Raw genomic sequence first — 12333 nt, forward strand, 5'->3', positions numbered from 1 at the left:
GCCGACGGCCTCGACGATGCCGGCGGCCTCGTGGCCGAGCAGCATCGGCACGGGCCGCGGCCGGCTGCCGTCGACCACCGACAGGTCGGAGTGGCAGACACCCGCTGCCTCGATCCGCACGAGCAATTCGTCGAGGCCCGGAGGGTCGAGTTCGAGCTCGCCGACCGTGATCGGTCGCGACGCGGCGAACGGACGCCCGCGACCGAGCTCCTCGAGCACGGCTCCGGTGATGGTGCGGGTGCGTGTCGCGCTGCCCGCGGTGGTGCCGGCCACGACGCCTTCGGTCACGATTCGTTCCGTTCTCGTGCCTCGAGTGGGCGATGTTGGCGGTTCTGCCGCGGCGCGGCCGCCAAGATCGCCCACTCGCGTGGATCGATGCTGCGGATGCCGCGTCCTACCCGACCCGCGCGGCCTCCTCGGCGAGCCGCTCGCGGTCCGCGTCGTCGATCGAGCGGAGCGAGATGCCGACCGTCTCCCGCAGGGCGATGACGGCGACGAGCGTCACGGCCGCCGAGATCGCGAGGTAGATCGCAACCGGCACCCAGCTCTCGTACGTCGACAGCAGCATCGTCGCGATGATCGGCGCGAGCGACCCGGCGATGATCGAGGTGACCTGGTAGCCGAGCGAGACGCCCGAGTAGCGCATGCGGGTCGGGAACATCTCGGCCATGATCGCCGGCTGGCTGGCGTACATCAGGGCGTGGATGATGAGGCCCACGATGAGGATGCCGACGATCAGCCAGTCGTTCTTCGTGTCGAACAGCGGGAACGCCACGAAGCCCCAGACCGCCGCGAGCACCGCGCCGACCGCGTACACGGGCTTGCGGCCGAGCCGGTCGCTCATGCGCCCGATCAGGGGGATGACCGCGAAGTGCACGACGTGCGCGAACAGGATGAGCGTCAGGATCGTCGACGTGATCATGCCGAGGTGCGCCGACATGTAGGTGATCGAGAAGGTCACGACGAGGTAGTACATGATGTTCTCGCCGAAGCGCAGGCCCATCGCGGTGAAGACGCCACGGGGGTAGCGCTTCAGCACCTCGATCACGCCGTAGTTCGTCTTCTTCGCCGCCTCGGCCTCCTTCTGCGCCTCGAGGAAGATGGGCGCGTCGGTGACCTTCGTGCGGATGTAGTAGCCGACGGCGACGATCACGACCGACAGCCAGAAGCCCACGCGCCAGCCCCACGCGAGGAACTGCTCCTCGGTGAGCGTGCGCGAGAGCGTGAGCAGCACGACCGTGGCGAGCAGGTTGCCGGCAGGCACCGCGGCCTGCGGCCAGCTCGCCCAGAAGCCGCGCTCGCGGTCGGGCGAGTGCTCGGCGACGAGCAGCACCGCGCCGCCCCACTCGCCGCCCACCGCGAAGCCCTGGAAGAAGCGCAGGACGATGAGCAGGATCGGCGCGGCGTAGCCGATCTGGTCGAAGGTGGGCAGGCAGCCCATGAGGAAGGTGGTCACGCCGACGAGGATGATCGCCAGCTGGAGCAGGCGCTTGCGGCCGTACTTGTCGCCGAAGTGGCCGAACACGATGCCGCCGAGCGGGCGGGCGATGAAGCCGACCGCATAGGTGAGGAACGCCTTGATGATGTTGTCGAGCGGGTTGTCGCTCGGCGGGAAGAAGATGACGTTGAACACCAGCGTCGCCGCGGTGGCGTAGAGGAAGAACTCGTACCACTCGACGATCGTGCCCGCCATCGAGGCGGCGACGACCTTGCGCAGGCCGGTGCGGACGGGCGACCCCTGCGGGTCGGCGGATGTTGGGGACGGACCCTGCGTCGTACGGTCGACGGCCATTGGCGACTACCTCCTTGTAGTGGCGACGCGATGAAGGGGTGTGACGTCGCAGGCGATTCTGGCCCGGGGCGCCGACGTGCGGCAATCGCGTATCCCGCACAGCGGGTGTGCATTCCTGCAGATCGCCGCCGTCGACGAACGGATGCCGCGAGCGCAGGCGGGGCTACGCCATACCCTCCGCGGTCTGCTCGAGGTCGGACTTGGGCCGGTCGCGCTGGGTGGCGATCGCGGTGCCCGCGGCGCCGCAGACGATCGCGATGGCGAGCACCTCGAGCGGCGTGAACGTCTCCGACAGCACCAGCCACCCGAAGATCGCCGCGATCACGGGCCCGAAGCTCGTGATGATCGCGTAGAGGCGGGGCGTGATGCGGCGCAGGATGAAGGTGTCGAGGCTGTACGGCAGCGCCGACGACAGCACGCCGACGCCGAGCAGCAGCGCGACCACCCGCCAGTCGATCACCGACGCATCGAACGTCGCGATCGCGAACGGGAGCAGCAGTGCCAGGCTCACGATGCTCGCGACCGTGAGCCCCTCGAGTCCGGGCAGGCCGACGGCCACCCGGCGGGTCAGCACGATGTAGCCCGCCCAGGCCGCGGCGGCCGTGAGGGCGAGGGCGACGCCCCACGGGTCGATCGCCGCGGCATCCGACGACCCCGGACCGATGAGCAGCACCACGCCGGCGCCCGCGGCGAGCGCGCACGCCACGTCGAGGATCCGGCGCGACGACAGGAGCGCGATCGCGAGCGGGCCGAGGAACTCGATCGTCGCGGCGATGCCGAGCCCGAGCAGGTGCACCGACTCGTAGAACGCGAGGTTCATGACGGCGAGCACGACGCCGAGCGCGAGGGCCGGCCAGAGGCGGCGCCACGTCAGCTCGGCGCGCTTCGGCCGGTAGAAGGGCAGCACCGCCGCGACCATCACGATCTGGCGTGCGGCCACGACCACGAAGGATCCGACGATCGGGATGAGCAGGCCCGCGAGGGACGAGCCGAAGTTGATCGACACCTCGGTGCCGAGCTGGGTGGCCGCCCCCGTGAACCGGCGACGGCGCAGCAGCGCGTCCTGGTCGTCGAGTTCGGGGGTCACCCGTCGACGATACGCCGACTCAGCCCGCGAGCTGTTCACGGAAGGCGGGCGGCCCGCCGGGCACCGCGCGAGCGGATGCCGCGGCCGCCACGAACCCGTCGGGTCGCACGAGGTAGACGAGGCCCGGATCGAGGCGCCCCTGCGGGTCGGGCGGGAACGCGTGCCACTCGAGTCCGAGCGTCTCCGCGATCGCGCGAACCTCGGGCTCGTAGACGCCGTACCCGTGCACCTGCCAGGTGAACGCCCGCAGCGGGGCGAAGTTGTCGACGTCGCCGCCCAGCCACGGCAGCCGCCGCCCGACGACGCGGTCACGGCCCGACGACGTGCGCGGCGACATCCGGTAGTGGATGCGGGTCTGCGACAGGTAGCCGAAGACGCGGCGGCCGCCGATCATGCGCGGCAGCAGCCGCACGGCGACGGGCCCGATCACGGGCACGACCCTGCCCCGTACGAACCGTGCGAGCCGGCCGCCGGCCGTCACGACCCCGAACATGCGGTCCGTCGTGTCGACGAGGACGCGTCCGACCGGGCGGCGCTCGGCCTCGTAGCGGTCGAGCCGGGCGTCGGGCATGCCGCGCACGAGCACGTCGGCGAACGCGCACGCCAGGTTGTGCGCCTCCTGGAGCCCGGTGTTCATGCCCTGCGCGCCGACCGGCGAGTGGATGTGCGCGGCGTCGCCCACCAGGAAGCACGGGCCGACGCGGAACCGCTTCGCGAGCCGGTGATGCAGCCGGTACCGCGAGAACCAGGCCGAGTCCGTGTAGGCGACGCCGAACTCCCGGCGCACCAGGTCCTTCACGGTGTCCTCGGCGAGTTCGCCGGCCGCGTCCAGGTCGCGGTCGCGCACGACGCCGAGCAGGCGCATCCGGCCCGCCCCCATCGGGAACCCGAGCAGGAAGTGCTCGGCCGTGATGCGGATGTTGATGGCCCCCTCGACGAGACCCGTCACGCCCGCGGCATCCGTCACGTAGAAGCTGTGCTCGTTCGTCACGCCCTCGAACGGCACGCCGAGCGCCTCGCGCACCGGTGAGTGCGCGCCGTCGGCCCCGACGCAGTAGCGGGCGCGCACGGTGACCGGCCCGTCGGGGCCGTCGAGGCCGGCGATGACGGATGCCGCGCCGGCGCGTTCGCCGGCGCGTTCGCCGTCGCCTGCGTCGTCCTCGGCCACGACGTCGAGCCGTGCGAGCCGGTGGCCCCAGCGCACCTCGCGACCGAGGCCGGCGAGCGCGTCCACGAGCATCCGCTCGTTGCGGCTCTGCTCGAAGACCGTGACTTCGAGGTAGGGGCTCACGCCCTCGCCGATCCCACGCAGTTCGACGCGCCCGAACGGGTGGCTCCCGAAGCCGGGGACGACCGCGGTCGCGGGCGACCGCTCGGCGAGCACCCGGTCGACGAGCCCGAGCTGGTCGTACAGCTCCATCGTGCGGGCCTGCACGGCGAGCGCCCGCGACTCGCGTGTCGGGCCCGACTTGCCGTCGACGATGATCGCGTCTACGCCGAGCCGGGCGAGCACCACCGCGAGCATCAGCCCGCTGGGGCCGGCGCCCACGATGAGGACGTCGGCCTGGAGTTCCGCACCCCCAGCCACCACCCCTCCACTGTGGCACCGCCGAGGCATCCGGTGCCAGACTCGGACGATGACGGCGGAACGACCGGAGCAGCCGGCGGATCGAGGCGCCGCCCCACCCGCGGAACAGCCCGCGGAGAGCCTCGTCACCGTGATCGTGGCGCTCGTCGTGAACGCGCTCATCGCGGCGGCGAAGTCGTTCGCGGCCGTGATCACGGGCTCGGCCTCGATGGTCGCCGAGGCTGCGCACTCGTGGGCCGACACGGGGAACGAGGTGCTGCTCGTCATCGCCGAGCGCCGCTCGCGACGGCCGGCCGATGCGCGGCATCCGCTGGGCTTCGGCAAGGACGCCTACATCTGGTCGATGTTCGCGGCGTTCGGGCTCTTCACGGCCGGTGCGGTGGTGTCCATCCAGCACGGCATCTCCGAGCTCGTCGACCCCGAGCCGGCGAGCGACTACGGCGTCGCCTACGCGGTGCTCGGCATCTCGTTCGTGCTCGAGGGGATCTCGTTCGTCCGCGCCTACCGCCAGGCGCGGACCGACGCGCGCCGACGAAGTGTCGCCACCCTCGAGCACGTGGCTCGCAGCTCCAACCCCACGCTGCGAGCAGTGTTCGCCGAGGATGCGGCGGCGCTCATCGGCCTCGTGCTCGCCTTCCTCGGCGTCGGCCTGCATCAGCTCACGGGCTCACCCGTCTACGACGCGATCGGCTCGCTGCTCGTGGGCGTGCTGCTCGGCATCGTGGCGGTGGTGCTCATCGCCCGGAACCGCGTCTTCCTCCTCGGCGAGGCGGTCGACGACGCGCTGCGCGACGCCGTCCGCGACGAGCTCCTCGAGTCGCCCGAGATCGACCGGGTCGGCTTCCTGCACATGGAGTTCATCGGCCCGGGAGTCGTGCTGCTGGTGGCCGCCGTCGACCTGGTCGACGATCGCAGCGAGGCGGATGCCGCGCGGGAGCTGAGGAGGCTCGAATCGGAGCTCATCCGACGACCGCATGTGGGCCGCGCCTTCCTGACGCTCGCCGCCCCTGAAGACGGGTGACTCATGCGAACTGGATGATGCCGCGCGCGGCATCCGCTCGCTAGGGTGGGCACGAGCGCGGGTCGGGGCGACCTGCTGATCGGAGTCCTCATGTGGTGGACCAAGAAGAAGGCGCCGTCGCCTGAGGAAGCCGACGCGGCGGCCGACGCCGCCGAGGTCGCGGCGGCGCAGGCCGCGATCGCGGACTCGACCTCGAAGCACCGCAACGCCTTCATCCTCATGGGCATCGGGGGCGCCGCCCTGGCGACATTCGGCATCGCCGCGATCTCGGGCATCTTCGGTCCGGTGTTCTTCGCCCTCGTGCTCACGATCTGCGTGCACCCGCTGCGGATCTGGCTCGAGAAGCGCGGCGTGCCGCGCGGCATCGCCACCGGTTCGGTGATCACTGCGGTCACGCTGCTGCTCCTCGCCTTCGGGTACCTCGTGCTCGTCGCGTTCGGACAGTTCGCCGAACTGCTTCCGCAGTTCAAGCCGCAGATCGCGGCATTCGGGCAGGACGTCGCCGCGTGGCTCTCCTCGATCGGCATCACCTCCACCGAGGTCAGCGATATCGCCAAGGGCTTCGATCCCGGGCAGCTGGTCGGGTTCGTCGGCGGCCTGGTCGGCGGCCTCACCGGCTGGATCACCCTGCTCGTCATCCTCTTCACCATGCTGCTGCTCATGGCCATGGACGCCGGGTTCGTCCCGACGGTGCTGCGCGAGCTCTACACGGTGCGACCGCTGACGGCGGTCTCGCTGGTGAGCTACGGCAGCAACGTGCGGCGCTACATGGTCGTCACCACGGTGCTCGGCATCGCGCAGGGCATCGTCAACTGGATCGCGCTGCTCATCCTGCAGGTGCCCGGCGCGTTCATCTGGGGACTCCTCGCGTTCGTCTGCTCGTTCATCCCGAACATCGGCTACTTCATCGCCATCGTGCCGCCGATCATCTTCGGCGCGCTCGTGGGCGGCTGGCCCACGGTCATCGCCGTCATCGTCGTCTACGGCGTCATCAACGCGGTCATCCAGTCGGTCATCCAGCCGCGCGTCGTGGGCAAGGCAGTGAACCTGAGCCAGACGATCACGTTCTTCTCCGTGCTGTTCTGGGCCGTGGTCATCGGCCCGATCGGGGCGATCCTCGCGATCCCGCTCACGCTGCTCGTGCGCCTGGTCCTGGTCGACACGAATCCGTCGATGAATTGGATCCGGCCGATGCTCGGCGAGCTCGACCAGACGCGGCAGATCATGGCGCAGTTCGACGCCGAGGCGAAGGCGGCCCGCAAGGCTCGGCGGGCCGAGAAGCACGCGGCAGCCGGCGGAGACTCGGCGACGACAGGCGCGCCCGCCTAGCGCACTCGGAGCAACTCGAGCGTCGGCGTCGCACGAGCGACTAGAGCAGGATGTCGGCGGGCTCCTCGATGCGCCGCCACCCCAGCTCGGTGATCGCCTCGGGCATGCGGTCGGCGGCGATGAGGTCGGGCATCACGAGCCCGGTGGCGGCGGCTATGTCGGCGATCGGCACCTGGAAGGTGCGGAACGGGCCGAGCGGCGGCGCTTCGCCCGCGGCGGGCTCCCGCACCGCTCCCGTGTCGACCAGCGGCGCCTGGTCGACGATGAACCCGACGGCGGCGAGGGTGCCCTCGTCGCCCGTGTCGCTGCCGTTGCCGTTGCCGTTGCCGTTGCCGTTGCCGTTGCCGGTGTTCCACGCGGCGATCTTCCAGAACCGCAGGGGCACGCGGATGCCGCGATAGGAGGGATCCCCGTTGCCCAGCACGGGCGCGGTGAACACGCTGAGCCGCTGCCGGTAGGCCCGCGCGTGTTCGAGCACATGGTCTTCGAGGCCGAGCCACAGCTCCTTCGACTGGTTGAAGCCCGACGCCTGCGGCGCCGCGTTCGTGTAGCGGAACGTGTCGGAGTTGGCACGCGCGGCGACCTCGGGCGGCCCCCACACCGGGTCGCGACGACGCACGAGGTGACCGCGGTCGAGGTCGTTGTCGGCGTAGACGAGCGGGCCGGCCTGCCAGTCGGCGGGGATGCGGTCGTCGAACTGCCACCGGTCACCGCGCTCGAGCTCGACGAGCGCGGCCCCGTCGATGTTGACCCCGGTCACACGCGCGAATCGGCGCACGGTGTCGAGCACCACGGTGAAGTGCACCGAATCGAGTTCGACGGATGCCGCGGCATCCGCTTCGGACACTCGCGGCAGCGGAGCCGCCACCCCCAGGAATTGCGCGTCGAAGCCCATGCGCCCACTCGACCACGGCCCGCTGACAATCCCACCGGAGTCAACGCACGGGGTGTGGACTCCGCCCGCACGGCGACACGAGAATGGGCGAGCGGGCGATGGCCGCCCGCGAAGAGGGGATGCGCAGATGTCGGAATCGACGCCGAACAGCCACGACCAGGGGAACTCGATCGGCGGGGCCTTCCCGTTCGAGGACCGACGCGACTTCGAGGATGCGGAGCGCGGGTTCATCGCCACGATCGAGCCCGGCGTGATCCACGGCGCCGCCGGCAACGTGGTCTACGACATGGACGAGTTCGGATTCCTCGACGCCGAGGGGTCGTCCACGGTGCATCCGAGCCTCTGGCGACAGTCGCAGCTGGTGCAGAAGCATGGCCTCTTCGAGGTGGTCGAGGGCATCTACCAGGTGCGCAACTTCGACCTGTCGAACATCACGTTCGTCGAGGGCGACACGGGCGTGATCGTGATCGACCCGCTCATCTCCGCCGAGACGGCCGCAGCGGCGCTCGCCCTGTACCGCGAGCACCGCGGCGAGACGCCCGTGGTCGCCGTGATCTACACGCACTCGCACATCGACCACTTCGGCGGCGTCAAGGGCGTCGTCTCGCAGGAGGAGGTCGACGCGGGCGTGCCGGTGATCGCACCGGCCGGATTCCTCGAGCACGCGATCTCCGAGAACGTCTACGCCGGCACCGCCATGGGCCGCCGCGCCGCGTACATGTACGGCGCGGCCCTCCCGCGCGGCGAGCGCGGCAGCGTCGGCGCCGGCCTCGGGCAGTCGACGTCGAACGGCACGGTCACGCTCATCGCGCCCACGGTGTACGTGACGCGAACCGGCGAGGAGCACACGATCGACGGCGTGCGCATCGTGTTCCAGATGGCGCCCGGCACCGAGGCGCCCTCCGAGATGCACTTCTACTTCCCCGATCGCAAGGCGCTCTGCATGGCCGAGAACGCCACGCACACGCTGCACAACCTGCTGACGCTCCGCGGCGCGGTGGTGCGCGACCCGCACGCGTGGGCCGGCTACCTCACCGAGGCGATCGAGACCTTCGCGGGCGAGGCCGAGGTCGCGTTCGCGTCGCACCACTGGCCGACCTGGGGCACCGAGCACATCGCCGAGTTCCTCTCCACGCAGCGCGACCTCTACGCCTACCTGCACGACCAGACGCTGCGACTCCTCAACCAGGGCCACACGGGCACCGAGATCGCCGAGATGATCGAGCTGCCGCCGGCCATCGAGGCGGCCTGGAACACGCACGGCTACTACGGCTCGGTGAGCCACAACGTGAAGGCGATCTACCAGCGGTACATGGGCTGGTACGACGGCAACCCGTCACACCTGTGGCAGCACACGCCGGTCGAGGCGGGCACGCGGTACGTCGAGTTCATGGGCGGCGCCGACGCGGTCGTCGAGAAGGCGAGAGGTTCCTTCGAGGCCGGCGACCTGCGGTGGGCGGCCCAGGTGCTCGACCACGTCGTGTTCGCGCAGCCCGATCACGAGGGTGCGAAGGCGCTGCTCTCCGAGGTGCTCGAGCAGCTCGGCTTCGGCAGCGAGAACGGCACGTGGCGGGCGGCATTCCTGTCGGGTTCGATGGAGCTCCGGGGGGCAGCGTTCGGCACGCCCACGAATCCCGCGGCCGCCGACCTCCTCGCCCAGCTCACGCCGCAGCTCTTCTTCGACGCGATCGCGGTGCAGGTCGACGGACCGAAGGCGTGGGACCTCGACCTCGCGACGCGGTGGACCTTCCCCGACCACGACGGCGAGACCTACCGGGTGACGTTGCGGAACGGCGTGCTCACCGCCGCCCGCGACGGCAAGGGCGACGTCTCGCTCACGGTGACCGTGCCGAAGTCGGCCCTCGGCGGCCTGGCAACGGGAGACGTGCAGGCGGCGATGGCCGGCGGCCTCGTGCTCGACGGCGACGCGAGCGTGCTGCAGTCGGTGCTGGGCGTGCTCGACCCGGGCGACCCGGGCTTCAACATCGTCACCCCCTGACGCGCTCGGCCCGGGCTGATCCGACGGATGCCGCGGCCGCGCGCCGCGGCATCCGTCCGCCTGCTCAGAGCAGGATGTCGTCGGCGCTCGTGAGCTCGCGCGATGCCGGCACGCCCCGCGGCAGGTTCTCGGCGGCGACGAGGTCGGGCATGGTCAGCCCGGTGAGCTCCGCGATGTCCGCGACGCGCACCTGGAACGTGCGGAACGGCCCGAGCGGCGGCGGCGCGCCGAGCTCCCGCGGCAGGAGGTCGACGTCGACGAGCGGCGACTGGTCGACGAGGAATCCGGTCGTCGCGAGCGCCTCGCCCGTGCTCCACGCGGCGACCTTCCAGAACCGCAGCGGGATGCGGATCCCCCGGTACGGCGGATCGTCGGCGGCGAGCACCGGCCCGGTGAACACGCTGAGCTTCAGCTGATGCGCCCGCGCGTGCTCGAGCACGTGGTCCTCGAGGCCGACCCAGAGCTCGTGGCCCTGGTTGAAGTCGGACGCCTGCGGAGCGGCGTTGGTGAAGTGGAAGGTGGCGTCGTTCGCGCGTGCGGCGACCTCGGGCTCGCCCCAGACGGGGTCGTTGCGCCGCACGAGGTGCCCCCGGTCGAGGTCGTTGTCGGCGTAGACCTCGGGGCCGGCCTGCAACTCCTCGGGGATCCGCTGGTCGAACACCCAGCGGTCGCCGCGAGGCACCTTCGTAAGGTGCGCGCCGTCGATGTTCACCGCAGTCACCGCCGCGAGCCGCCGCGTCGTGTCGAGCACCACGGTGAAGTGCTCGTAGGCGAGCTCGACGGATGCCGCGGCCTGCACGTCGCCGAGGCGAGGGATGTCCGCCGGCACGCCCAGGAACGCCGGGTCGAAGCCGGCAGCCTCCGTGACCGCGGAGTCGGCGGTCGGGTCATCGAGATGCATCAGGTCCTCCTCGTTCACCCTCCGTCCATGAGGGTTCCTCGTTCCCGGTGTACCCTCCCGGAGGGGAATCGGCATCAGGGATCGCCCGGAACGGCCTGCACGGGGAGAGGTAGGCGAAGGCAGATTCGTGCGCCACAATGCACCCCACCGCACGCATCGTGCGTGCGAACGCGTGAACTTGCGCGATTTTGCGAATGGACTGCCCGGTGTGCAACGCTTTTCAGCGGCCTCATCGCGCCGATTCTCCGAGAGGAACCCCTCCCCATGACTGCAGACCTGCCCGAGGCGCGCATGCACGCGACCTCCGAGGAGACCACTCGCCTCGTCGACCTCGTGCTCGACTACTCCCGCCGGCGCATGCTCGCGACCGACACCCCGCTCGACAAGCCGATCTCCGCCTTCGAGCTCAACCGGCTCGCCGGCCGCACGATCGACGAGCGCGGCATCGGCGCGGCTCGCGCCCTGTCGCTGTTCGAGCACGTGCTCGCGCCGGCGTGCATCACCACCGATCACCCCGGCTACCTGTCGTTCATCCCCACCGCCCCGACGAAGGCCGCCATCGCGTTCGACCTCGTCGTGTCGGCGAGCGCCCTCTACGGCGGGTCGTGGCTCGAGGGCGCCGGCGCGGTGCACGCCGAGAACGAGGTGCTCGCGTGGCTCGCGAACGAGTTCGGGCTCCCGGCCACGGCGGGCGGCGTCTTCGTGCAGGGCGGCACCCTCGGCAACCTCTCGGCGCTCGTCGCGGCCCGCGAGCACGCGCGCCTCGCGGTGCACGACGCCGGTGCGGAGATGCCCCCGCGGTGGAAGGTCGTGTGCAGCGCCGAGGCGCACTCCTCCATCGCATCCGCTGCTCGCGTCATGGACGTCGACGTCGTGCCCGTGCGCCCGGGCGACGACGGGATGCTGCGGGGCGACGCCGTGCGTGCCGCGCTCGAGGAGCACGGGGCATCCGTCTTCGCCGTGGTCGCCACCGCCGGCTCGACCAACTTCGGCATCGTCGACGACGTTGCGTCGATCGCCGCGCTCAAGCGGGACTTCGACTTCTGGCTGCACGTCGACGGCGCCTACGGGCTCGCCGCCATGCTGTCGCCGCTGGCGCGGCACCGGTTTGCGGGCGTCGAGCACGCCGACTCGGTGATCGTCGACCCGCACAAGTGGCTCTTCGCCCCGTTCGACGCGTGTGCGCTCATCTACCGCGACCCCGAGACGGGCCGCCGGGCGCACACCCAGCACGCCGAGTACCTCGACACCCTCACCGAGACGAGCGAGTGGAGCCCGTCCGACTACGCGGCGCACCTCACCCGTCGGGCCCGCGGCCTGCCGCTGTGGTTCTCGCTCGCCACGCACGGCGGCGGCGCCTACCGCGACGCGATCTCGAGCTCGATCCAGCTGGCCCAGGACATCGCCCGTGAGATCACGTCGCGCGACGGGCTGCGCCTGGTGCGCGATCCGCAGTTGTCCGTCGTGGTCTTCGAGCGCGAGGGCTGGTCGAAGGCCGACTACGACGCCTGGTCTGCCCGCCTCCTCGACGAGCAGCGCGCCTTCGTCACGCCGAGCTCGCACGGCGGCCGGCCGAACACGCGCTTCGCGATCGTGAACCCGACGACGACGTTCGAGCGGCTCGTGGAGATCCTCGATTCGATGGCCTGAGCCGGGGCCGCCGGGGCGGCCGCGTGTGCCCGGCATGCCGCGCGTTCTCTGACGCTTGCCGGGCGCGCGGC

General features: G+C 71.0%; 10 protein-coding genes. 4 read left to right on the top strand and 6 right to left on the bottom strand.

Annotated elements, in window-relative coordinates; translation table 11 throughout:
• The 4 genes from GH736_RS09245 to GH736_RS09260 form a co-directional block, all read right to left on the bottom strand.
• Positions 1 to 288 (bottom strand): alcohol dehydrogenase catalytic domain-containing protein (locus GH736_RS09245; protein ID WP_235933916.1); only part of this gene is annotated, 288 nt, incomplete at its 3' end.
• Between the two features lie 106 nt (positions 289 to 394).
• Positions 395 to 1792 (bottom strand): MFS transporter, encoded by a 1398-nt coding sequence (locus GH736_RS09250; protein WP_159602369.1) that lies wholly within the window; start codon positions 1790 to 1792, stop codon positions 395 to 397.
• 163 nt (positions 1793 to 1955) lie between these two features.
• On the bottom strand, positions 1956 to 2879 hold the full coding sequence (locus tag GH736_RS09255; RefSeq protein ID WP_235933917.1) for an EamA family transporter: 924 nt from the start codon (positions 2877 to 2879) through the stop codon (positions 1956 to 1958).
• Between the two features lie 19 nt (positions 2880 to 2898).
• Positions 2899 to 4467 carry an FAD-dependent monooxygenase gene (locus GH736_RS09260; RefSeq protein ID WP_235933919.1) on the bottom strand — a complete coding sequence of 523 codons (1569 nt, stop codon included), beginning with the start codon at positions 4465 to 4467 and terminating at the stop codon, positions 2899 to 2901.
• A 49-nt stretch (positions 4468 to 4516) separates the two neighbouring features.
• On the opposite strand from GH736_RS09260, the gene GH736_RS09265 reads away from it, so the two are divergent.
• Complete coding sequence (locus GH736_RS09265; RefSeq protein WP_159602375.1) at positions 4517 to 5488, top strand: cation diffusion facilitator family transporter; 972 nt, start codon at positions 4517 to 4519, stop codon at positions 5486 to 5488.
• A gap of 45 nt (positions 5489 to 5533) precedes the next feature.
• Positions 5534 to 6817, top strand: coding sequence for an AI-2E family transporter (locus tag GH736_RS09270; protein ID WP_159602378.1), 1284 nt, complete (start codon positions 5534 to 5536; stop codon positions 6815 to 6817).
• Between the two features lie 40 nt (positions 6818 to 6857).
• On the opposite strand, the gene GH736_RS09275 is transcribed toward GH736_RS09270, so the two are convergent.
• A complete protein-coding gene (locus GH736_RS09275; RefSeq protein WP_159602381.1) occupies positions 6858 to 7712 on the bottom strand; it encodes a DNA/RNA non-specific endonuclease in 855 nt (284 codons plus the stop codon).
• A gap of 127 nt (positions 7713 to 7839) precedes the next feature.
• Here GH736_RS09275 and GH736_RS09280 point away from each other — a divergent pair, with 127 nt between their 5' ends.
• Entirely contained in the window at positions 7840 to 9711 is a 1872-nt protein-coding gene (locus GH736_RS09280) for an alkyl/aryl-sulfatase (protein ID WP_159602384.1), read from the top strand.
• A gap of 64 nt (positions 9712 to 9775) precedes the next feature.
• On the opposite strand, the gene GH736_RS09285 is transcribed toward GH736_RS09280, so the two are convergent.
• The gene (locus tag GH736_RS09285) at positions 9776 to 10612 is read right to left on the bottom strand and encodes a DNA/RNA non-specific endonuclease (RefSeq protein WP_159602387.1); all 837 of its coding nucleotides are present in this window, start codon (positions 10610 to 10612) and stop codon (positions 9776 to 9778) included.
• Between the two features lie 264 nt (positions 10613 to 10876).
• On the opposite strand from GH736_RS09285, the gene GH736_RS09290 reads away from it, so the two are divergent.
• The gene (locus GH736_RS09290) at positions 10877 to 12262 is read left to right on the top strand and encodes a pyridoxal phosphate-dependent decarboxylase family protein (RefSeq protein WP_159602390.1); all 1386 of its coding nucleotides are present in this window, start codon (positions 10877 to 10879) and stop codon (positions 12260 to 12262) included.
• Positions 12263 to 12333 lie beyond the last annotated feature (71 nt).

The sequence above is a fragment of the Agromyces humi genome (assembly GCF_009720255.1).
In the GTDB taxonomy this organism is placed as follows: domain Bacteria; phylum Actinomycetota; class Actinomycetes; order Actinomycetales; family Microbacteriaceae; genus Agromyces; species Agromyces humi.